Raw genomic sequence first — 23047 nt, 5'->3', positions numbered from 1 at the left:
ACACTCTCCATGAAAATCGCCACCTGGAACGTCAACTCCCTCAAGGTCCGTCAGCAGCACGTCATCGACTGGCTCACGCAATCGCAGGTCGACGTGCTGTGTCTTCAGGAGCTGAAGATGCCGGACGAGAAATTCCCGCGCGCCGAGCTCGAAGCCGCCGGCTACAAAAGCTGGTTCGCGGGACAGAAGTCGTACAACGGCGTCGGCATTCTGGTGCGCGCCGCGGCGGATTACGAAGTGGACGAGATCAGCGTCGTGCGCAATATCCCCGGTTTCGAGGACTTGCAGCAGCGCGTGATCGCCGCGACGATCAACGGCGTGCGGATCGTGTCGGCTTACTTTCCGAACGGTCAGGCGCCCGGCACCGAAAAGTTCGCCTACAAAATGCGCTGGCTGGATGCGCTGCGCGAATGGCTGCGCGAGGACATGGCGCGTCATCCGAAGCTCGCGCTGCTGGGCGATTACAACATCGCGCCGGACGACCGCGACGTGCACGATCCGAAAGCGTGGGAAGGTCAGAATCTGGTGTCGCCGGAAGAGCGCGCGCACTTCCAGCAATTGATCGATCTAGGACTCACGGATGCTTTCCGCAAATTCGAGCAACCGGAAAAGCTCTATACCTGGTGGGATTATCGAATGATGGCGTTCCGGCGCAATGCTGGCTTGCGCATCGATCACATTCTGCTGTCGGCGGGACTCGCGGCGGCGTGCACGGCGTGCGAAGTGGACAAGACGCCGCGTAAATGGGATCAGCCGTCCGATCACACGCCGGTGATCGCGACGCTCGGCTGATCCCTTGTTTCGAGACGGTCACGCGTCGAGATGCAACTCCTGAATTTTCCGCGTGATCGTATTACGTCCGATACCCAAACGCTCCGCCGCCTCCACCTTCCGCCCGCGCGTGAAATCCCGATGAGTTCGTCGGTGGTGCACTGCACGCGCACGCAGCGCATGACGCCGAAAACATGCGCGAGCGAATATTTCGCCTCCATTGCTGCGCGCGCTTGCGGGAGGCCATGCAATCGCGTGTCACATCACCGCCTTGTTTGGGCAAATTGAAGTTCAACATCCTGTCGCACAGGAAACAGGAAACAGGAAACTTCCTATTTTCCGCTCAGTAGATCACCGCATATTCCTGAAATCATTTCAGGCATTTAATTATTATGCATTCCTACTATATTTAAGGAAATGCGCTTTCACTGTACTTGACCGGAGAAGTGAAATGGAAAGTTTGAGCAAAGTAATTTCGGATGACGCCAAGTTCGACACCGAGTCGAGCGAGCGCCCCGTCTTCTTCAAGATCGATGATGAAGTCGTCTTCGACACTTCGCTTGCAACGCTGCAGTTGTCGCCCAAGCTGTAAATAGCGCGGAGGTGCCGGATTATCTGGCACCTCATTTATTTCAGGTCAAGGAAATGAAACCAAGCATCCATCCATCGCTTCGATATGCAGAATATGCACAAGATTGCTACAACGAACGTGTGAAGTCGAGCCTTTGTTCGCTTCTCGAATCCTACGTGTTCGCAACCCATGATGCGACATGGTCAAAATCCTGTCTCATCGATTCTATCCATCGACTCAAACGTTCTACTCCCGAACTTTATTTTCTTCATGATCGGCTTCAGCAAGCGATGCGCAACCAAAACGTTGCGGATGCAACAACATATGTGCATCGTATCGCAGATCGCGCGAATGAATTCGAGGCGTCTTTTCCCTATCTCAGCATCGATACGGCGTTAAAAAGAAACGACCACTGGGAAGAATTTGCGCGAGGCGAAGCCATGCTTATGACCGAACGTGATTTCGGAAGAAAAAGCGTGTTTATGCGCGTGTCGGAACGCGCACTCAGCGAGCACATCGCCCACGTTGCGACGGCGCTATCGCAAATTGCGATGGCTTTCCCGGAAATGCATGCCGAATTTTCCGTTCATGTCCGTTGCATTCGTCTTTTCGATGGTGCGGTCACGATGGGTTTCACGGATGAGCGCATGTTCGGTGCGATGTTGCTGCGAATTCCCGTATCGCACATCGAGCCTGTTTCATACTATATAGAACACATCGTACATGAGGCTTCGCATATCCATCTCAACGCGTTGATGGCAGTTGGAAAGATTATCCTGAATGACCCCGGCGAGCGATTCGTGTCGCCAATCAGACCAGATCCGCGGCCGATGCTTGGAGTCTTTCACGCGACCTATGTCACGAGTCGAATCGTTCAGGCGTTGCTGAAGCTGCTTCGTTGGACCAAAAACGAAAATCTTCTTCCATCGCTCGCGGAAGCGGCCGACGAGCTCATTCGTGGCTATCTCGAAATATCCAGATACGGCACCTTCACCGAATATGGCGCGTCGCTTATCCGTGAACTGCGCGATCAGATAGCCGGTCTCACGCTTCTTCCAGAATGGCGGGACTTTGATTTTGATACCCCTCGACAACATCGATATGGTTCGTGGAAGTCCAATGTCGCCAAACTTAAGGAGCAGTTGGAAAGTGCTCAGCCTGCGTGATCTCGAAGCCAACGCCACAATCAAAGTGGAACAGAGTACGCTCGCCTCCGGGATGTACATCGCTCGTGCGGCGATCGGAATGAGCCGCGGCGATAGACGCTCGACGATGTTCGGTTTTGGCGCGTCGCTCGACAAATCCGCCGCAGTTAGCAGCGCGCGATTTGAACTGTATGAACGTCTTTGCTTTACGGCGAATTCGTATTCTTCCGCAGAACTGCGACTCAAGGGCATCGCCGAAGGTCCGCTGCTCGACTGGCCAGCAGACCGTACCTCCATCGAACATCTGATGTGCGGCGCCCCATCATCCGCTGGCGTGTTCAGCGGGAATGGAACCGCAGTTCACACGGACAAGCGACACTGCATATCCCACGCAAAGCGCGAGTTGCTTGAGCGGCATTTGTGCGCCAGCTTTTGGTATGCGCAGACGTTCAGACCGAAACGCCTGCCGTTGCCCAGTTGGATTGACGGCGTCGCCCGCGCAGATATCTCCATTTACGCAATGGCCGTCGCTGAAATCAACGCGGTTTTCGTCATGTCTTTCGTATCGAACGAAGAAGACGCCTTTTTCGCGATGGGCGCTGCTCTTCGACCTAAATTTCACGCTGCGGTCGAACATGCTTTCGGTGAAACCGCCATGTTGTTCCACGACTTTGTTTGCGAACGATACGGCCCTGATGTGCCCACGCAGTCCCAGCTCAATGTAATCAAGCTCAGGGACGCTTCATCGAATCGAACACGTCACGCTTATCTCAAGGCGCTGATGCGTGGGCCAGAGCCGACTCGGCTAACTGACGTATCGGACCAGCTCTCGCCCGAGTTTTCCATGAACATCGTGACGTTTCAACCGCAATACGACATGTTCGCCGCGCGTGCGTTCTCGGTCTCCGCAATGGACCCCGTCGAGCTCGCAAAACAGTTACGAGTCCCCACTCTTCCCCTGTCCTAAATGAAGAACCTCCGCTCGACGGCCTACGTCTGTGCCATAAGCTGGACCTCCGCACTCGACGCTCTGATCACCCATCTGGTAACCATCGTGCTGATTTTGGGTGAACAGTATTGGCTCTCCAGCCTGACATTCTCAGTGGACGCTGGCTTACGGGTGTTCACGGCTCCTGCTCTCGCGAGAAAAATCGCCGATCGGTCCGAGTCGTTTCGATCTCGCCTGAGTGCCCTTTTCAAATGCGCATTCGTCCTGCTCGCAGGCTTCACCATTCTCTTGTCGTCGGGCAGCACGCGGACGGGTCAAGCGATCCTCGGCATGTTCATCGTTGCGAAGATCATTTTCGTGCTCGATGGATTGTTTGGTGCTCATCTGCTTTTCAAACTTGAATCGGAGCACAAGGTCGATATCGCGACCAGCTCCGCCGCGCTTAATCTTTTAAGCCGCGGAGCAACGGCAGTCGCCTCCGCGCTGCCGCTCGCAATCGTGCGCTCGACGACCTTCGCTGTCTGGATTGCGGCGATAGCCCTCACGCTTCAGCTCGCAGTCATGTGGTACGCAAAAGCGCTGTTTTTCGATGCATCGCCTGATGATCACGTCCCGCAAACACAACCGCCATCGCCGGAAAACCGTTCCGACGGGTTACTGTCCAATCCGTTCACTCGCTGGGGATTGCTGTATGCCCTGCTTGGCAACTTCTTACTCGCCGGCGTCACATTGCTGCTCATGCGTATGCTGACGACGCACGATGCACCGTTCGTCAATGAAATTTCAGCGTTGTACCTGACGTTCTTTCTGACGCAGATAGCGGTGCTCATTTACGGAAATCGTGCCGTTCCCGCCACAACGATTCAGGGATCTTGCTTATGGTTATGCGTCATTGGCGCACTGACGATCACCGTGGCCGTAACCGACGGCAACCTGAGACTGATCATGTGCATGATGCTCGGTTCGGCGTATGGCTTTTTGCTTTCCGCCATTTCTAAAACTCTGCTTCCGTCGATCGGTAAAACGCGATATGTGTTTTATTCGGCGTGGGTGCAACCGATCGGTCGCGGCGCGTCTGTCGCCGCCACGCTTATCATTGGCGCGGCGATGGCTGGCAGATTCGATACGGCGCTGCTGCTCACGGCATGCGAAACGTCGGCATTGGCGGCGGCGATGGTCCTCTATCTCACCGCACCTGACAATCGTTCCGCGCGGCAAATGTAATTCCGGCAGAGTTGGAACATGACAAGATTCGCCGAGGTCGCGTCCAGCCCCGTCCAAGGCATGTCCCCAAGAAAGTCGTTAAGGAATCAGCTGTCCGATCACACGCCGGTTATCGCGACGCTCGACTGATCCCGTGCTGGATGACGGTCACGCGTCGAGATGCAACTCCTGAATCTTCCGCGTGATCGTATTACGTCCGATACCCAAACGCTCCGCCGCCTCCACCTTCCGGCCGCGCGTGAAATCCAGCGCTTCGCGAATCACGGCGGCTTCGAAACGACGCGCGAGTTCATCCATGACATCGGCCGAATTCTCGCGCAGCAGACGCGCGACTTCCGTGCGCAAGCCGTTCTCCCAGATGCCCGCCGTCACGCCCGCCGCCGGCGCTGCGGCAACCGCGACGCCGTTGGTGGCGGCAGGCGCCGTCGCGACCACGCCATCGCTCGACACAGCCTCGGCGACCGCATAGTCCTGACGCGGCGTGAGATCGGGCGGCAGGTCCTTCTGCTCGATCACCTGCGCGGGCGCCATCACCGTGAGCCAGTTGCAGAGGTTTTCCAGTTGCCGCACGTTGCCCGGAAACGGCAGCGAGGCGAGATACGCCAGCGCATCGTCGGAAACGCGTTTCGGCTCGACGCCGAGATCGCGCCCGCTCTTTTGCAGAAAGTGTCGCGCCAGCAGCGGAATATCCTCGCTGCGCTCGCGCAAGGCCGGCAAGCGCAGGCGAATCACATTCAGCCGGTGATACAAGTCCTCGCGGAACAGCCCTTGCCGCACCCGCGATTCGAGGTTCTGATGCGTCGCCGCGATCACGCGCACATTCGCCTTCAGCGGATTGTGACCGCCGACGCGATAGAACTGCCCATCGGACAAGACGCGCAGCAGGCGCGTCTGCAGATCGAACGGCATGTCGCCGATTTCATCGAGAAACAGCGTACCGTTCTCGGCCTGCTCGAAGCGGCCCTGACGCATGGCCTGCGCGCCGGTGAACGCACCACGCTCGTGACCGAATAGTTCGGATTCCAACAGGTCTTTCGGAATCGCCGCCGTATTGAGCGCGATGAACGGTCCGTTCGCGCGTGGGCTATGTCGGTGCAAGGCGCGCGCGACAAGCTCCTTTCCGGTGCCTGATTCGCCCGTGATGAGCACGGTCGCCGCCGAATGCGACAAACGGCCGATCGCGCGAAACATGTCCTGCATCGCGGGCGCCTGTCCGAGCATCTCGGGCGTCTCGGTCACGCGTTCGTCGTAGGCCGCTTCGCCGCGCATGCTTTCGTCGACGGCGCGGCGGATCAGCTCGACGGCCTTGTCGACATCGAACGGCTTGGCGAGATATTCGAACGCCCCGCCCTGAAACGCGGCGACGGCGCTATCGAGATCGGAAAACGCCGTCATGATGATGACCGGCAGTCCCGGCAAGCGGTCGCGCACGGTCTGCAGGAGTTCGAGCCCGGAGCCGCCCGGCATGCGGATGTCCGACACCAGCACTTGCGGACTTTCCTGCTCGAGTGCGGCAAGCGCATCGCGGACGCCGGAAAAACTGCGCGTCGTGAAGTTCTCTCGTGCGAGGGCCTTTTCCAGCACCCATCGGATGGATTGGTCGTCGTCTACTATCCAGATCGGCTTCATATCGTTCGGCGAGATGTCTTCGTGTGATCGGTGTGTGCCCCGTCGAAACGGTCAGGCGTCAAAGCGTGGCGCTATGCTCGGAATGTCTTTGCATCTTGACCGCTGCCCGTGAAGGTTTTCTGGCAGCGTAAATGCGTGGTGTCCTCGGTCACTGTGCGATTCAACCTCCAAAAGATTCAGCCTCCAAAAGGCAGGACGATCGAAAATTCGGTGCAGCCCGGCCGGCTTTCCACTTCGATCAATCCATCGTGCTGATGCACGAACGATTGCGCGAGCGTGAGACCCAGACCGCTGCCGTCTTCCCGGCCCGATACGAGCGGAAAGAAAATCCGGTCGCGGATTTCGCTGGGGATGCCGGGACCGTTGTCAGTGATATGCAAGTCCAATGCCAGTTTGTGCAGCTTCTTGCCGATCGTCACCTTGCGCGCGATGCGCGTGCGCAGTTCGATCTTCGCATCGCCTTGCGAGATGCGCTCTTTCAGCGCTTCGGCCGCATTGCGCACGATGTTCAAGAGCGCCTGGATCAACTGCTCCTTGTCGCCGCGCAAGTCGGGCACGCTGACGTCGTAATCGCGTTCGATGGTCAGGCCGCGCGGAAACTCCGCGAGAATCACCGCCCGCACGCGCTCGCAGACTTCGTGAATATTCACGTCGCCGACGATATGCGGATGCCGGTGCGGCTCCAGCAAGCGATCGACCAGCGTCTGCAGCCGGTCCGATTCCTTGATGATGACCTGCGTGTATTCGCGCAACTCGTCGCGTTCTCGCGCGCCGAGTTCGAATTCGAGCAACTGCGCCGCGCCGCGAATGCCGCCGAGCGGATTCTTGATTTCGTGCGCGAGATTGCGGATCAACTGCTTGTTGACGGCGGTCAGATCGTGAATGCGCTCTTCGCGATCGGAGCGCAGATAGCGCTCGTTCTCGAACAGTTCGAGCAGCACGTAATCGCTCGCCGCTTCCAGATAACCGACGATCGCATGCACATGCACCTGCTCGCGCCCGGCGCGTTCGAGCACGCCATCGAGCCGCGTCGCGTTGAAGCGATTCTCCGCGATCGACGCGATGGTCGCCGCCAGTTCGTCCGAGTTGGCGAACAGTTCGGGCCAATTGGTCTGCGTCAACTGCTTGCGGGAGAGCTCCAGCATCTGCTCCGCCGAAGGATTCGCATACGCGACCTTCAGGTTGCGCATATCCAGCACGAGCACGACCGTGGGCAGCGCTTCGAGTCCCGGCAGCAGGCCGCTCGCCGCAAGCGGGGTGTCGTCGGACAGCGCGTCGGCATGGCCTTTACGCGCCTTGATGAGATTCTTTAGCACCATCGGCAATCAATGAGGTCGTTCGTCGAACCGATCTTCTTCTCGATTTGTCACAACGTGTGGATTAAAAAAAGGGACGGCGCGCCGTCCCTTTTTTCACCGCGAACCAGACGCGCGCTTCGTCGAACTGCCGATAACGAAACGCGCGCGCGTCATGCGATTTACAGCGAGTAGTACATCTCGAATTCGACCGGATGCACCGACTGACGATAACGCTGCAACTCTTGCGTCTTCAGTTCGATGTACGCATCGATCATCGAATCCGTGAACACGCCGCCGCGCGTCAGGAACTCGCGATCGCCGTCGAGTGCGTCCAGAGCCTGGTCGAGGCCCGCGCAGACGGTCGGGATCTTCGCGTCTTCTTCCGGCGGCAGATCGTACAAGTTCTTGTCCGCGGCTTCGCCCGGATGGATCTTGTTCTGCACGCCGTCGAGACCCGCCATCATCAGCACGGAGAAGCACAGGTACGGATTCGCGAGCGGATCCGGGAAGCGCGTTTCGATACGACGGCCCTTCGGGTTCGACACGTGCGGAATACGGATCGATGCCGAACGGTTGCGAGCCGAGTAAGCCAGCTTGACCGGCGCTTCGAAGTGCGGCACGAGACGCTTGTACGAGTTCGTACCCGGGTTCGTGATCGCGTTCAGCGCGCGTGCATGCTTGATGATGCCGCCGATGTAGAACAGCGCGAATTCCGACAGACCGGCATAGCCGTTGCCTGCGAACAGGTTCGTGCCGTCCTTCCAGATCGACTGGTGAACGTGCATGCCCGAACCGTTGTCGCCGACGATCGGCTTCGGCATGAACGTCGCCGTCTTGCCGTACGTGTGCGCCACGTTATGGACGATGTACTTGGTCTGCTGCAGCCAGTCCCCGCGCTGAACCAGCGTCGAGAACTTGGTGCCGATTTCGTTCTGGCCCTGGCCCGCGACTTCGTGGTGATGCACTTCGACCGGAATGCCGATCTGCTCGAGCAGCAGACACATTTCCGAGCGCATGTCCTGGAACGTATCGACCGGCGCGACCGGGAAGTAGCCGCCCTTCGTGCCCGGACGGTGACCGGTGTTGCCGCCTTCGAATTCCTTCTCCGACGACCACGGCGCTTCTTCCGAACCGATCTTCACGAAGCAGCCCGACTGGTCGGTCTTCCACTGCACCGAGTCAAAAATGAAGAATTCCGGCTCCGGACCGAAGTAGGCGGTGTCGCCCAGGCCCGAGCTCTTCAGATAGGCTTCCGCGCGCTTGGCGAGCGAACGCGGATCGCGCTCGTAGCCCTTGCCGTCGGCCGGCTCGACTACGTCGCAGGTCAGCACGACGGTCGACTCTTCATAGAACGGGTCGATGAACGCGGTGTCCGGGTCCGGGATCAGCAGCATGTCCGACGCTTCGATGCCCTTCCAGCCGGCGATGGACGAACCGTCGAAAGCGTGGCCGCTTTCAAATTTGTCTTCATCGAATGCCGAGACCGGCACGGAAACGTGTTGTTCTTTGCCGCGCGTGTCGGTGAAACGGAAATCGACGAACTTGACGTCCTCGTCCTTGACGAGTTGCATGACGTCGGCCACGGTTTTACTCATTACCTATCTCCTGATTAACAAAAGTCGGCGAATCGCTTCGCCGCCTCGACCAATTCGACCACAAATCCAATCGAGGATCAAAAAGCAGCTTCCGTGCCAAGCGCACCAACTTTGCGCCTAAGCATTTGAAGCAGCGCGCGTTTTGAGTGAAACGACTTCGCGTTGCAAGGCAGCCGACCACTCGCCGCTCAATCCGCGCGCACTATTTCGGTGCGCGTGAATGTACCCCAAACTCCTTATGCACGATTTTCATGCATTTCGTCTGTCATGCACCAAAATTGCGCGCGACCGTTTCGCGGACTGCCGGCGCCGATCGCCAAGCTAGAATAGTCGCTTGCGCTTTCACGGAGACTACCGCGCCATGAGCACGCTCGAACAACTCTACAAGCAGGCCGCCGACCGCGCCGCCTAGAACGCTCTGGCCTACGCGGGCGCGTTCGCTCCCGCCGAAGCCTTCGAACTGCTGCAACTCGATCCGCGCGCGCGCCTGATCGACGTCCGCACGCGCGCCGAGCTGGACTGGGTCGGTCGCCCGGCCATCGATCAGTCGCAGTATGCGCACGTCGAATGGATCCGCTACCCCGGCTCAGTGCCGAACGACGAGTTTATCCAACAAATACGACAGGTTGCCACCCCGGATACTCCGGTTCTTTTTCTGTGCCGCAGCGCCGCGCGCTCGAAGCTCGCCGCAGTGGCCGCGAAGAAGGAAGGCTTCGAGCAGGCTTATGACCTGCTCGAAGGGTTCGAAGGGGATAAGGATGGGCAAGGACATCGGAAGACGGTGTCGGGATGGTGCTTCCGTGGGCTGCCTTGGGTGGGCGCTTAAGGGGCTTAAAGCGCGTCGAGCCGTTCCCGCACGCGCCTGACCCGCGCCCCGTCCACCGGCGCCAGCCCCTTCCCGTCGATACGCAAGCCCGACCCGAAGTGCACCGCGCGAACGCCGGTCGACGCCACGAACGGCGCGACCGCATCGACGGTCAGGCCCGCGCCCGCCAGTACCGTGCAGCGCGTGCCCGCCGACTGCGCGACCAACTCGGCGATCGTTGACTCTGCCTCGAGCACCGAAGGCTTCCCGCACGACGTCAGCACATTCGTCACCGCATCGAAACGCAGCAGCTTATCGAAGGCGGCGCGCAGATCGCGCGCGTCGTCGAAGGCGCGATGGAAGGTCAGCGGCTTGCCATCGGCGGCATCGATCGCGTGGGTAAGACCTTCGGTGTCGATATCGCCCGCCGCGTTCAGCATGCCGATCACGATCGCATTCGCCGATGTCTTCGCGATCGCGCGGACGTCGCGCAGCATCACGGCGTAGTCGTCGGCATCGTAGACGAACGAGCGGCTGTGCGGCCGCACGATCACGTTCACCGGAATATCGACCGCCTCGGTCACCGCTTCGATCAGCCCGATGCTCGGCGTCAGCCCGCCCTCGCCCATCGCCGTGATCAACTCCAGCCGATTCGCGCCGCCGCGCTCGGCGGCACGCGCATCCGCAACGGTCGTCGCGATGACTTCCAGCACGATCACTTCGCTTCCTCCACCGGCACGTCGACGATTTCGCCGCCCAGTTCGAGCACGCCTTTGCGCAGCACGTCGAACGCGGCATTCGCCTGCTCGGGATCGCCCTTCACGCCAAGATCGATGTGCGAACGCGCATACAGCGTCCCGCGCGCCGGATCGCCGACGCTCGGCAGACTGAACGCGCGCACGCCGTCGAAATCGCGTTCGATCTGCACCATCAAGGGCGTGATGCGCGATTCCGGCAACCCGAACAGCAGCAGCGAGCGCTCGATATGCGGCGTTGCGTGATGGAGATGCGCGTACTGGTTGTCCAGCACCCATTCGATCATCGGCCAGGCCATCACCGGAAAACCCGGCACGAAATGATGATCGCCAACCGAGAAGCCCGGAATCTTGTTGTAGCTGTTCGGAATGATCCGCGCGCCCTGCGGAAACGTGCCCATGTTCAGCCGATGCAGATTTTCGGGCGATTCCCGTTCGACCGGCTTGCCCGCCTGCGCCGCCGTATCGCGGATGCGCTCGCGAATCAGTTCCGCCGCCTCGGGATGCAGTTCCAGCGGCACGCCGAGCGCCTTGGCCGCGCACTGACGCGTGTGATCGTCGGGCGTCGTGCCGATGCCGCCGGTGGAAAACACGATATCGCCCGATGCGAGCGTGCGCGCGAGCGTCGCGGTGATGCGCGCCGGAACGTCGCCGACATACTCGGCCCAGTCGAGCGACAGACCGCGCGCGCTCAGCAATTCGATGACTTTCGGCAGATGCTTGTCCGTGCGACGCCCCGACAAAATCTCGTCGCCGATGATGATGACGCCAATGCCCATGCGTGCCCCTTTATTCTTTCAGTGAGACTTCCCGTGCTTCGACGGTAATTGCCGGAAACTGCGGCTCGCTCGCGCGCAGCCGCTCCAGCGCATGCAGACAGTAATGCGCGAACCACAGCGCGGAGAACACCAGAATGAACGCGTACGCCCAGATCGTCACGACGGCGACGACCGGGAACAGCGGCAGCAGCCAGACGCTCCACGCCCACAGCATCGTCGGCACGGAACTGAGCAGGCCGCTGATGATGCCGATCGCCAGCAGCGACCAGCGCGATTCATCGACGATTCGCCGGCGCTCCTCGGCACTCGCGTGCACGGCGAGCGCGTCGTAGACCATCACGCGATACGTGAGCCAGCCCCACAGCAGCGGCGGAATCAGCGCGAAGAACGGCGGAATCAGCCACAAGGGCAGCGTGATCACGAGCAGCACGAGACAGACGACCGTCGTGATCGTCGAATGGCCGAGACTGCCGTACCACGAACCGCCGCGCCGCTCGTCCAGCGATGCATAGTGCCCGCGCGGCGGACGCGTCAGCAGCTTGATGACGCCCGGCATCGACAATGTGGCGATCAGCAGCAGCACCGTCACGACGATCAGCGGAATCGCCATGATCACGATCAGAAACGGCGCGATCACCGCATGCAGCGACGAAAAGCCGACAGCATCGAACAGGCGGTACATCGCGGTGGTGAGCGCCCAGCCGTTCAGCCAGCCATTGGCCGCGCCGGTCAGCGTCTGCCAGAAGAACCACAGCAGCGCGCCCCAGACGATGGTCGCGGCGGCGAACGGCATCAGCGTGAGCCAGAGCATGCGCGGGTGGAACACGTTCGCCAGCGCCCGCACGAACGAACGCAACAAATCACTCATGCGCGATTCGAAGAAGGAAGAGGAAACGACAGGATAAACCAGCGCCGCGAACGGGCGCTGGAAGCGAGTTTCAGCCGATGCTCAGACAGCGGCGGGACCGTTGTCGCCGGGCGCGGCGGTGGCGTGTCGCGTCGCGATGCGCGTGGCGATGCGCTTGAACGCGAGCCAGTGCTGCTCGATGAAACCATCGCCGTAATGCACGGGCGCGACGCCCGGCGCGCCGAGCTGATCACGGATGCCGGTCGGCTCGACGGTGCGATCGAACGAGGCGGAGCGGAACAGGATGTCCCAGAACGAGAACAGCACGCCGAAGTTGCAGCCGTACGCCGTGCCTTCATGGCCAAAGCCGATTGCGTGATGCCGCCGATGAAACGCCGGACTCACGAAGATCCGCTCGCCGAGCCAGCCGAAATGCATGCGGATATTCGCATGCTGCACGCTCTGCATGAGATTGGTGATGGCCACCAGCACGACGAACTGCGACGGCTCCACGCCGATCACCACCGCGATGCACGCGAAGAAACTCGCCTGCAACACGTCGTCGAGCAGATGGTTGCGGTCGTCGGACCAGAGCGACATCTTCTGCTGGCTGTGATGCACCGCGTGCAATTCCCACCAGATGCCGAACCGATGCTCCAGCCGGTGATACCAGTAACCTGCGAAATCCAGCACGAGCAGATAGATCACGAAAGTGACGATCGGCTCCGTGGTCACGCCGGGCCACAGCATGTCCAGATCGAGACTCGGCACGCCGTGAACGCGCAGCCAGCTTTGCAACGAATCGAACAGCGGCTGGAACGTGAAAAAGAAGAACAGATTGAGGATGCCGAGCTTGACGATCCACGTATAAAGCACATCGACGCGCACGCCCTTGCGATCCTGCCATTTCTCCGCCGGACGAAATGCCTCGAGCGGGCGCAGCACCGCGTACATGGCGAGCACTTCGAGGACGCCGACGATCACCCAATAAAGCGCGTCGTAGGTGTCTTCGTCGTAGTCCATCATGCCGAGCTTGAACAGCGTCGGCTGAACGACGTCGACGTAGAGCATCGTCTGGATGGCCGAGACGAACGTGTCGAGGGACGAGAGGATCGAATGAAACATGGTGCTCCGTGCGTGTTGCCGAAACTACTTCGAGACTAAGCTCAATCGTAGTACAGGACGCGCGAACGCGTCCTGCTCCGACTTCTTACGCTCCGTTCGGCGCCGTCACCGGCGCGCGGTTCAGGAAGTAAATGCCGTGCGGCGAGCGGCCGACCTTGATGGTCTGGATCAGCTTACGATCTGCAAGATCGATCACGCCGACATGCTTCGCGAAACGGAACGTAACCCACAGATACTTCTTGTCGGCCGAAAGTTCCATGTCGTCCGGTCCCGGCAGCAGGCCGGTGATATTGCCGACGTTCGTGAGCAAATCTTCGTCGATGATGCTGATGGTATTCGCCACGCGATTCGACACCAGAACGTGCTTGCCGTCGACCATCGAGCGGAAATTGTGCGCGCCCTTGCCGGTCGGGATGGTCTTCACGACCTTCTGGTTGCGCCAGTCGACCACGGCCACGTAATCCGCGCCCGTCATGCCGACCAGCAGATACTTGTCGCCCGGCGTCATCCACACGCCCGCCGGCACTTCGCCGACCTTCATCTTCCATTTGAGCGTCTGCGTGGCCAGGTCGATGGCGGCGATTTCGCCCGACACCTGCAGCGAGATGAACACGGTCTTGCTGTCGTTGCTATACGCGATGTGGCTCGGCATCTTGCCCAGCGGCAGGCGCTTGGCGAGCGTCACATTCTTGCCGTCGTAGCTGTAAATATCGAGACGATCCAGACGCAGACCGGTCGACACGAACCATTTGCGGTCCGGCGAAAAGCCGATCTGATACGGATCTTCGATGTCCTGCACCCAGCGCTGGAACGCGCCGGTTTTCGGATCGACGAACATGAGGTTGTACGACACCGAATTCGCGACGATCAACGACGAGTTATCCGGCGTGGGCATCAGGTGATGCGGCTCCTTGCCGGTCGGCACGGTGCCGACGACCTGATGCGTGTTCTCGTCGATCAGGCTCAGCGTGGCTTCGGCCGAGTTGAGCACGATGACGTTGTTGGCGAATGCGGCGGTTGCGACGAGTGCCGCGCCGGCGGCGATCGCGGCGCGTGCGGCGACCGCGCGGACGCGGCCGGAGAGGAATGTAGAGCGCATGAAAAAATCGGATCGGATGGCAGGCGTCATTGTAGAACGTTTGCGTCCGTTCACGCGTTGACGCCACGGCTGTTTTTGCGCAATTCCTTGAATCGGCGCAAGAAATTCCGAGTTTTCGGCGTGGCGTCCGGCGCAAATCATCAGCGCTGCATCGACTCCCAGACTTTGTGGAGACGCTTGACCGACACCGGCATCGGCGTGCGCAATTCCTGCGCGTAGAGCGACACGCGCAACTCCTCCAGCAGCCAGCGATACTCGCTCAGCCGCACATCGGCGACGCCGCCGCGCTGCGCCATCGCGCGCTGATAGTGCTGCGCGAGCGGCAGCATATCGGTGGCGAGACGCGCATCGCGCAACGGATCGGCCTTCAGCTTGTCGATGCGCAGCCCGATGCCCTTCAGATAACGCGGAAAATGCGCCAGCTGCGCATACGGCGTGTCGATCACGAAGCGCTTGCCGATCAGCGCGCCCAATTGCGCCTGCATGTCCGCGTACGCCTGCGTGAAGGTTTTCGCCTGCGCGAGCTTTTTCTGCAACGCGGCGTATTCCGCGAGAATCGTGCCGACGAGGCGCGCGATTTCGTTGGCCAGCAGCGTGAGTCGCCCTTTCGCGGCATAGCGGCGGGCGTGGAAACTGACGTCGTCGTCGGGCAGCGGATCTTGCAGGCACGCGCGATCCAGCGCCGTTTCGACGATCTGATCGCGCAGTTCGTCGGCCGTGCCGAGTGCCATGAACTGCATCGACATTTCGCGCAGCCCCGGCAGGTTCTTCTCCAGATAGCGGATCGGCTCGCGCAATTGCAGCGCGAACAGCCGGCGCAAGCCCGCGCGATGAATCCGCGCCGCTTCCTCGGGTGAATCGAATACTTCGACGTCGCAATGCGTCGTGCGATCGACCAGCGCCGGATAGCCGAACAGCGTCTGCCCACGACGGCGGATTTCGAGCAACTCGGGCAGCTTGCCGAAATTCCACGTCGTGAGGTTTTCGTAGAGCGCGGTGCCCTCGCCCGATGGCTGCGGCGCGGGCGACGGCGTGTCGGCGTCGCCGGAAAGCGCATCGAATGCGGCGGTCGCGGTCAGCTTCTGGAACTGCTGCTGCGCCTGTCCGCCGAGTTCCGCGCGCAATTGCGCGAGATTGCGGCCCATCGCGAGCTGACGGCCGTGCTCGTCGATCACCTTGAAGTTCATGAACAGATGCGCGGGCAGCGTTTCCAGCTTGAAATCCGCGCTTTTGACGGCGACTTGCGTCTGCTCGCGGATATCGGCGATCAGCGAATCGACCAGCGTGCCCGCGCCGAACTTCGGCCCCGCGTGATGTTCCGCGAAACCCGCCGCGAATTCCGGCAGCGGCACGACGTGTCGGCGCAGTTTCTGCGGCAGCGACTTCAGCAGCAGTTGCGTCTTTTCCTTGATCATCCCCGGCACGAGCCATTCGACGCGGCGCGCATCGATCTGATTCAGGCCGTAGAGCGGCACTTGCAGCGTAACGCCATCGCGCGGCGCGCCCGGCTCGAAGTGATACGTCAGCGTCATTTCGATGCCGGACATCGTCATGCGCTTGGGGAGCAGATCGGTCGTGACGCCCGCGGCTTCGTGGCGCATCAGATCGTCGCGCGACAGGAACAGCAGCTTGTCGTTCTTCTTCTGCTCGTCGCGATACCAGCGCTCGAAGGCCGCGCCCGTCCACATGCCGTCGGGAATCAGCGAATCGTAGAAGCCGTAGATGAGTTCGTCGTCGACCAGCACGTCCTGACGGCGCGACTTGTGCTCCAGTTGCTCGATTTCCGCGACCAGCTTGCGGTTGTGCGCGAAGAACGGCAGACGCGTTTCGAACTTGCCCTCCACCAGCGCGCCGCGAATGAACAACTCACGCGCGTATTTCAGGTCCTGCTGGCCGAAGCTCACGCGACGTCGCCCGTAGACCGTCAAGCCGTACAGCGTCGCGCGCTCGTAGGCGACGACCTGCGCGGCCTTCTTTTCCCAATGCGCGTCCGACATCGACTTTTTCAGCAGATGCGCGCCGACCGTCTCCAGCCATTCCGGCTCGATCTTCGCGATCGTCCGCGCATACAGACGGCTCGTTTCGACGAGTTCGCCCGCCATGATCCAGCGCCCCGCCTTCTTCAAGAGCGCCGAACCCGGCCACAGATGAAACTTGATGCCGCGCGCGCCGAGATAATGCGGTTCGTCGTCGGCCTTGAGACCGACGTTGCCGAGCAAACCCGTCAACAGCGACAGATGCACCTGCTCGAAGGTCGCATCCGTTTCGTTGATGCGCCATTCGTGCTCGCGCACGACCGTCAGCAATTGCGAATGCACGTCGCGCCATTCGCGCAGACGCAGATGCGACAGGAAGTTCGCGCGACATGCGTCGGTCAGTTGACGATTCGACTTCTTGTGCGCAATCGCTTCCTCGAACCACTTCCAGATGCGCGTCCACTGCAGGAATTCGGACCGTTCGTCGACGAATTGCCGATGCGCCTGATCCGCCTGCTCCTGCGCCTCGATCGGCCGATCGCGCGGATCCTGCACTGACAGCGCCGACGCGATGATCAGCACTTCCTTCAGCGCGTGATGATCGCGCGCGGCCAGAATTATGCGGCCGACGCGCGGATCGAGCGGCAGGCGCGTGAGTTCGCGGCCGAGCGGCGTCAGCGCGTTGTCGTCATCGACGGCGCCGAGTTCGTTGAGCAACTGATAGCCGTCCGCGATCGCCCGGCCCGGCGGCGGCTCGATAAACGGAAAGGTTTCGATCGCCGTCAGATGCAGCGACTTCATGCGCAAAATCACCGCCGCCAGCGACGAGCGCAGGATTTCCGGATCGGTGAAACGCACGCGCGTCTGAAAATCCGTTTCGTCGTACAGGCGAATGCAGATGCCGTCGGCGACGCGGCCGCATCGGCCGGCACGCTGATTCGCAGCGGCTTGCGACACCGGCTCGATCTGCAACTGCTCGACCTTGTTGCGATACGAATAGCGCTTCACGCGCGCGGTGCCCGCATCGACCACATAGCGGATGCCCGGCACCGTCAGCGACGTTTCCGCGACGTTGGTCGCCAGCACGATGCGTCGCGCGTTCGACGGCTTGAACACGCGCTCCTGCTCTTGCGCCGACAGCCGCGCGAACAGCGGCAAAATCTCCGTATGCGGCGGATGATGCTTGCGCAGCGCTTCGGCGGCATCGCGGATTTCGCGCTCGCCGGGCAGGAAGACGAGCACGTCGCCCGGGCCTTCGCGGCAGAGTTCGTCGGCGGCATCGACGATCGCTTCCATCAGATCGCGATCGGATTTGCGATCGCCACGCTGCGGCGCGGAGCCTTGCGCGTTTTTCACCGCCGCGCTTTCTTCCTGAATCGGCCGATAGCGCACTTCCACGGGATACAGCCGCCCGCTCACTTCGATTACCGGCGCGGGTTTTTCTTCGCTGCCGAAATGGCGCGCGAAGCGTTCCGCATCGATGGTCGCTGACGTGACGATCAGCTTCAGATCCGGGCGCTTCGGCAGAATCTCTTTCAGATAGCCGAGCAGGAAATCGATGTTCAGGGAACGCTCATGCGCCTCGTCGATGATGATCGTGTCATAGGCCCTGAGCAGCGGATCGGTTTGCGTTTCCGCGAGCAGGATGCCGTCCGTCATCAGCTTGACCGATGCACCCGCCGCGAGATTGTCCGTGAAGCGCACCTTGTAGCCGACGACTTCGCCGAACGGCGTGCCGAGTTCTTCCGCGATGCGCTTGCCCGTCGCCGATGCCGCGATCCGTCGCGGCTGCGTATGACCGATGAGACCGCTGCCGCCCGCGCCGAGGCCCCGGCCGAGCGAGAGGCAGATTTTCGGTAGCTGCGTGGTTTTGCCCGAGCCGGTTTCGCCGCTGACGATCACCACCTGATTGTTCTGAATCGCCCGCGCGATTTTCTCGCGGCGGCCGGAAACCGGCAGCGCTTCGGGAAAGGTGATCGGCGGAATCGGGTTCGGCGTGACGACGCGCGGCGGGCGTGGTTCGCGGCGCTGCGCTTCGGGCTTGTTGTTAGGCGCACGTGTCTGCGTGCCTTCGACGCGCTTCGTTTGCGGTCGCTCTGCCTTCGGCCTGCGATTTTCGCGCTCGGACGGCTGCGCGACGGGCACCGTGCGTGGCGCGGAATCGCGGCGTTCGTCGTGCGGTTTAGCGCGACGCGGCTCCTGCGCGGGCTTATTTTCCGCGGGCTTCGGTGTCAGCGGTGCGCGATCCGATACCTTCGCGGCTTGCGCGCGGCGTCGATCGTCGTCGTCGGCCGGCTTGCGCGTCACGAGCGAAGCAAGCGCGTCGTTTCGGTGCACGGGCGCTTGCGTCTTCGGCGCAGGGTTTTGATCCGGCTTCTTCTCCGCCGCCTCCCGCGCCCCCGCGAACTTGCGCGCCGCCAGTTCCTTCTTGCTCAGCCCTTCGTTTTCGCCGGACGCACCCGTCCCTTCGCGCGATTCGCGACGCAGGTTTTCACGCAGTTGTCGCAACTGCTCTTGAGTATCGAGGGATTTATCCGCGGACTTCGCGTTGTCCGCCTGATCGGCGCGTGTGGGTCGAGAAACATTCGGCATAGCGTCGCATTATAATCCTGGCATGAATTCCCAAACCGACCTCTCGATCCCGTCGCAACCGGTTCCGCCCGAGCCCGAAGCGCCGAATCCCCACGCCCAGTTCGTCGACTGGATGCGTTCCGTCGCGCCTTATATTCACGCGTTCCGAAATAAAACCTTCGTCGTCGCGTTCGGCGGCGAACTGGTGCAGGAAGGTCGCCTGAACGCGCTCGTGCAGGACGTCGGTTTGCTCCACGCGATGGGCATCCACGTCGTGCTGGTGCACGGCTCGCGGCCGCAGCTCGACGAACAGTTGAGCCTGCACGGCGTCGAGTCGTCGTTTTCGCACGGCTTGCGCATCACCGACGCGCGCGCGCTCGAATCCGCGAAAGAAGCCGCCGGCGAAGTGCGACTCGATATCGAAGCCGCCATCAGCCAGGGCTTGCCGAACACGCCGATGGCGCACGCGCACATCAGCGTGGTGTCGGGCAACTTCGTGACGGCGCGTCCGGTCGGCATTCTGGATGGCGTCGATTTCCAGCATACCGGCGTCGTGCGAAAAATCGATGGCGATTCGATCCGCCAGTCGCTGGCGTCGAACAAGCTGGTGCTGCTGTCCTCGCTCGGCTTCTCGCCGACCGGCGAGGCGTTCAATCTGTCGATGGAAGATGTCGCGTCTGCCGCCGCCATCGCGCTGCGGGCCGACAAGATCATCTTCGTGACCGAAATCGACGGCCTCGTCGACTCAGACAACGCGCTGATCCGCGAAATGTCGCTCGACGATGCGTATCGCCTGCAGGAAAGCGGCGAATTGCAGGGCGACACCGCGTTCTACCTGAAGCACACCATTCGCGCGTGTCGCGGCGGCGTGGCGCGCGGCCACATCATTCCGTACTCGCTCGACGGCAGCGTGCTGCTCGAATTGTTCCTGCACGACGGCGTCGGCACGATGATCTCGTACGAGAACCTCGAAAGCCTGCGCGAAGCCACGCCAGACGACGTCGGCGGCATTCTCACGCTGATCGAGCCGCTCGAGTCCGACAGCACGCTCGTGCGGCGCGGGCGGCACCAGATCGAACGCGATATCGACCATTTCTCGGTGATCGAGCACGATGGCGTGCTGTTCGGCTGCGCGGCGTTGTATCCGTACACGCAGGAGCGCATCGGCGAAATGGCCTGCCTGACGGTCGCACCGGAAGCGCAAGGCTCGGGCGACGGCGAGCGGCTGCTGAAACGCATCGAGCAACGCGCCCGCGCGCGCGGCCTCACGCGCATTTTCGTGCTGACGACGCGCACCGAGCACTGGTTCCTTAAACGCGGTTTCGTCAAAGTGACCGTGGACGATCTGCCCGAAGACCGCCGCCGCCTTTATAACTGGCAGCGTAAATCGCTCGTGCTGATGAAACAGCTCTGAATACGCATCACGCCGCGCGCCTGACTCGCGCGACGCTACCCCGATACAGGAGAAACCTACAATGGCCCGAATGATTCAATGCGCAAAGCTCGGCAAGGAAGCCGAAGGACTCGACTTCCCGCCGCTGCCGGGCGAACTCGGCAAGCGCATCTACGAAACGATCTCGAAGGAAGCGTGGCAAGGCTGGCTCAAGCAGCAGACCATGCTGATCAACGAAAATCGCCTGAACATGGCCGATCCGCGCGCGCGTCAGTATCTCGTCAAGCAGACGGAAAAGTACTTTTTCGGCGAAGGCGCGGACACGGCGCAGGGTTACGTACCGCCGCAGGCGTGATTCGCGAGTCTTCAGCGACTACCAAAGACCGGTCCGAGTGGCCGGTTTTTTTATTGCCCGCGCTGTTCTAAAAACAGCTCCGCGGCGGTCGGACAAATAGGGTGAATCCTAAGCCCAGTAAGGCTTCAGACGGCTATCGATGTGCACCGCCGATAGGCAGATTTGCGCAACGTCTGCGATCGTGTTATCATCTTGTCCGTTATCAACAGTAACTCACCATCATTCACGCGCAGACGCCTTGAACATCAGGTTCGCGGCATCCGCCCGGTAGTGACAGTTTTTATACAAAGAGGCGCGTCGGTTTCCAGTAGCAACGCCGGCCTTTTTTGTCTCATTCGGTTTTCGCCGACGTCGCGGCCCACCCGCGGCAACTCACGGTTCCGTCGAGTTCGCCGTCCGCACGTCAAATTCGTTTGTTTCACCAGTGCAATTTCGCGACGAGTTTTTCACTGCGCGCGACGCACCGGCACCGCGTTTGCTACAGCAATCTTCAGCATCGATTTAAGAACGATGCTGCGCGGAGCCGTTGACGGTCTCGATTGCCTCTGCCGCGTTGCATCCGGCATGGCGGCGCCGTCGCGAAACTGCACCACTATCCCGGCAATACGCGCCTCCTCGCGGCGGCGCGCCCGACCGTCGAATTGGCGCTCGGGACTGAACACGGAGTCATTTCGAACATGAACGCTCTTCATCACGAAGGCCTTTGGCGCAAGCGCAACGCTTCGTACAAGAAGCCCGGCCTCACCATTGACGACATCACGATCGTCGATCAATCTTTGCTCAAGCGCGCGGTCGGCGCGATGGCCATCGGTAACGCGATGGAATGGTTCGACTTCGGCGTGTACAGCTACATCGCCGTGACGCTTGGCAAGGTGTTCTTCCCGTCGAGCAGCCCGGCCGCGCAGTTGCTCGCGACCTTCGGCACCTTCGCGGCGGCGTTTCTCGTGCGTCCGCTGGGCGGCATGGTGTTCGGGCCGCTGGGCGATCGCATCGGCCGCAAGCGCGTGCTGGCGATGACCATGATGGCCATCGGCACGTTCTGTATCGGCCTGATTCCGAGCTACGAGACGATCGGCGTGGCCGCGCCGATCCTGCTGCTGGCGGCGCGTCTGCTGCAAGGCTTCTCGACGGGCGGCGAATACGGCGGCGCGGCGACCTTCATCGCCGAGTTTTCGCCGGACAAGAAACGCGGCTTCATGGCGAGTTTCCTCGAATTCGGCACGCTGGTCGGCTATGTGATGGGCGCTGGCGTGGTCGCGGTGCTGACCGCCGTGCTGTCGCAGGAATCGCTGCTGTCGTGGGGCTGGCGCATTCCGTTCATCATCGCGGGTCCGCTGGGTCTGATCGGCCTGTACATCCGGATGAAGCTCGAAGAAACGCCCGCGTTCCAGCGCGAAGCCGAGAAGGCCAAAGCCGTATCGCACGAAACGACCAAGCAGCAGTTCCGCGAAACGCTGATCCAGCAATGGCGTCCGCTGCTGCAATGCGTCGGCCTCGTGCTGATCTTCAACGTGACGGACTACATGGCGCTGTCGTATCTGCCGAGCTATCTGTCGGCGACGCTCAAGTTCAACGAGACGCACGGCTTGTTTATCGTGCTCGTCGTGATGGTGCTGATGATGCCGCTGACGCTTCTGTGCGGACGGCTGTCGGATACCGTCGGCCGCAAGCCGGTGATGCTGGCGGGTTGTATCGGACTGTTGCTGCTGTCGATTCCGGCGCTTTCGCTGATTCGCATGGGCACGATTCCGTCGATCTTCGCGGGGATGATGATTCTCGGCGCGCTGCTGTCGACTTTTACCGGCGTGATGCCGTCGTCGTTGCCGGCGCTGTTTCCTACCAAGATTCGTTATGGTGCGCTGGCCATCGGTTTTAACGTGTCGGTGTCGCTGTTTGGTGGTACCACGCCGCTCGTTACCGCGTGGCTCGTCGATAAGACCGGCATGCTGATGATGCCCGCTTACTATCTGATGGGTGCTTCGGTGATTGGGATTGTTTCGGTGCTCGCTTTGCATGAAAGCGCTAGGTCCTGCTCACATTTAAGAGCGGCCCGAAGGCAGACACGATGGAGACAAAGGTGAGGTAGCTGTGGGCGAGTTTGTCATATCGAGTGGCGACGCGACGAAAATGCTTGATACGCTTAAAGAAGCGTTCAACGAG

Annotated in this window: 18 protein-coding genes and 3 pseudogenes; 9 read left to right on the top strand and 12 right to left on the bottom strand. The window is 61.0% G+C overall.

The genetic code is table 11. The features are described 5' to 3' along the window. Positions 1-9 precede the first annotated feature (9 nt). Entirely contained in the window at positions 10-792 is a 783-nt protein-coding gene (xth, locus tag BVER_RS08655; protein ID WP_050452944.1) for an exodeoxyribonuclease III, read from the top strand. An 18-nt stretch (positions 793-810) separates the two neighbouring features. Here xth and BVER_RS29975 read toward each other — a convergent pair. Then, positions 811-909, bottom strand: a pseudogene (locus BVER_RS29975) (helix-turn-helix domain-containing protein); the annotation flags it as partial. A 313-nt stretch (positions 910-1222) separates the two neighbouring features. Between BVER_RS29975 and BVER_RS31315 the strand changes: the two are divergent. From BVER_RS31315 to BVER_RS08640, 4 genes are read left to right on the top strand one after another with little or no spacing between them, the layout of a single operon-like run. After that, positions 1223-1363, top strand: coding sequence for a hypothetical protein (locus tag BVER_RS31315; protein WP_157055973.1), 141 nt, complete (start codon positions 1223-1225; stop codon positions 1361-1363). 11 nt (positions 1364-1374) lie between these two features. Further along, positions 1375-2508: an aKG-HExxH-type peptide beta-hydroxylase gene (locus tag BVER_RS08650; RefSeq protein ID WP_083452097.1), complete on the top strand. Its 1134-nt coding sequence runs from the start codon at positions 1375-1377 to the stop codon at positions 2506-2508. After that, positions 2492-3454 carry a YcaO-like family protein gene (locus BVER_RS08645; protein WP_050452942.1) on the top strand — a complete coding sequence of 321 codons (963 nt, stop codon included), beginning with the start codon at positions 2492-2494 and terminating at the stop codon, positions 3452-3454. Before BVER_RS08650 ends, BVER_RS08645 begins: the two co-directional genes overlap by 17 nt. Continuing rightward, on the top strand, positions 3455-4660 hold the full coding sequence (locus BVER_RS08640) for a hypothetical protein (RefSeq protein WP_050452941.1): 1206 nt from the start codon (positions 3455-3457) through the stop codon (positions 4658-4660). 147 nt (positions 4661-4807) lie between these two features. On the opposite strand, the gene ntrC is transcribed toward BVER_RS08640, so the two are convergent. From ntrC to glnA, 3 genes are all read right to left on the bottom strand, one after another. Then, positions 4808-6289: a nitrogen regulation protein NR(I) gene (gene ntrC, locus BVER_RS08635; protein ID WP_050452940.1), complete on the bottom strand. Its 1482-nt coding sequence runs from the start codon at positions 6287-6289 to the stop codon at positions 4808-4810. A 176-nt stretch (positions 6290-6465) separates the two neighbouring features. After that, a complete protein-coding gene (gene glnL, locus BVER_RS08630; protein WP_050452939.1) occupies positions 6466-7608 on the bottom strand; it encodes a nitrogen regulation protein NR(II) in 1143 nt (380 codons plus the stop codon). Positions 7609-7766: 158 nt separating this feature from the next. Continuing rightward, positions 7767-9182, bottom strand: a complete 1416-nt coding sequence (gene glnA, locus BVER_RS08625; RefSeq protein WP_050452938.1) for a type I glutamate--ammonia ligase — start codon at positions 9180-9182, stop codon at positions 7767-7769. Between the two features lie 418 nt (positions 9183-9600). Between glnA and BVER_RS08620 the strand changes: the two genes are divergently transcribed. Continuing rightward, positions 9601-10008, top strand: coding sequence for a rhodanese-like domain-containing protein (locus tag BVER_RS08620; RefSeq protein WP_232316453.1), 408 nt, complete (start codon positions 9601-9603; stop codon positions 10006-10008). Between the two features lie 5 nt (positions 10009-10013). On the opposite strand, the gene BVER_RS08615 is transcribed toward BVER_RS08620, so the two are convergent. The 6 genes from BVER_RS08615 to hrpA form a co-directional block, all read right to left on the bottom strand. Continuing rightward, positions 10014-10706 carry a copper homeostasis protein CutC gene (locus tag BVER_RS08615; protein ID WP_050452937.1) on the bottom strand — a complete coding sequence of 231 codons (693 nt, stop codon included), beginning with the start codon at positions 10704-10706 and terminating at the stop codon, positions 10014-10016. Further along, positions 10703-11521 (bottom strand): competence/damage-inducible protein A, encoded by an 819-nt coding sequence (locus BVER_RS08610; protein WP_050452936.1) that lies wholly within the window; start codon positions 11519-11521, stop codon positions 10703-10705. Before BVER_RS08610 ends, BVER_RS08615 begins: the two co-directional genes overlap by 4 nt. A gap of 10 nt (positions 11522-11531) precedes the next feature. Further along, the gene (locus tag BVER_RS08605; RefSeq protein ID WP_050452935.1) at positions 11532-12389 is read right to left on the bottom strand and encodes an EI24 domain-containing protein; all 858 of its coding nucleotides are present in this window, start codon (positions 12387-12389) and stop codon (positions 11532-11534) included. Between the two features lie 81 nt (positions 12390-12470). Continuing rightward, entirely contained in the window at positions 12471-13493 is a 1023-nt protein-coding gene (locus tag BVER_RS08600; RefSeq protein WP_050452934.1) for a sterol desaturase family protein, read from the bottom strand. A gap of 85 nt (positions 13494-13578) precedes the next feature. Further along, on the bottom strand, positions 13579-14592 hold the full coding sequence (locus BVER_RS08595) for a YVTN family beta-propeller repeat protein (RefSeq protein ID WP_050452953.1): 1014 nt from the start codon (positions 14590-14592) through the stop codon (positions 13579-13581). A 140-nt stretch (positions 14593-14732) separates the two neighbouring features. Then, positions 14733-19076 carry an ATP-dependent RNA helicase HrpA gene (gene hrpA, locus BVER_RS08590; protein WP_050452933.1) on the bottom strand — a complete coding sequence of 1448 codons (4344 nt, stop codon included), beginning with the start codon at positions 19074-19076 and terminating at the stop codon, positions 14733-14735. Positions 19077-19182: 106 nt separating this feature from the next. On the opposite strand from hrpA, the gene argA reads away from it, so the two are divergent. Further along, entirely contained in the window at positions 19183-20553 is a 1371-nt protein-coding gene (gene argA, locus BVER_RS08585) for an amino-acid N-acetyltransferase (protein WP_050452932.1), read from the top strand. A 61-nt stretch (positions 20554-20614) separates the two neighbouring features. Then, complete coding sequence (locus BVER_RS08580) at positions 20615-20887, top strand: oxidative damage protection protein (RefSeq protein WP_083452095.1); 273 nt, start codon at positions 20615-20617, stop codon at positions 20885-20887. A gap of 446 nt (positions 20888-21333) precedes the next feature. On the opposite strand, the gene BVER_RS31310 is transcribed toward BVER_RS08580, so the two are convergent. Then, on the bottom strand, positions 21334-21579 hold the full coding sequence (locus BVER_RS31310; protein WP_157055972.1) for a hypothetical protein: 246 nt from the start codon (positions 21577-21579) through the stop codon (positions 21334-21336). Here BVER_RS31310 and proP point away from each other — a divergent pair. Further along, positions 21565-22914: pseudogene (gene proP, locus BVER_RS08575) on the top strand (glycine betaine/L-proline transporter ProP); the annotation flags it as partial. The gene BVER_RS31310 and the pseudogene proP sit on opposite strands and share 15 nt — an antisense overlap. On the opposite strand, the pseudogene BVER_RS29970 reads toward proP, so the two are convergent. Beyond that, positions 22910-23047: pseudogene (locus BVER_RS29970) on the bottom strand (IS5/IS1182 family transposase); the annotation flags it as partial. The pseudogenes proP and BVER_RS29970 sit on opposite strands and share 5 nt — an antisense overlap.

Source organism: Candidatus Burkholderia verschuerenii, assembly GCF_001189365.1.
In the GTDB taxonomy this organism is placed as follows: domain Bacteria; phylum Pseudomonadota; class Gammaproteobacteria; order Burkholderiales; family Burkholderiaceae; genus Caballeronia; species Caballeronia verschuerenii.
The sequence above is the reverse complement of the archived record's forward strand: the minus strand, read 5'-3'. Positions and strand labels throughout refer to the sequence as shown.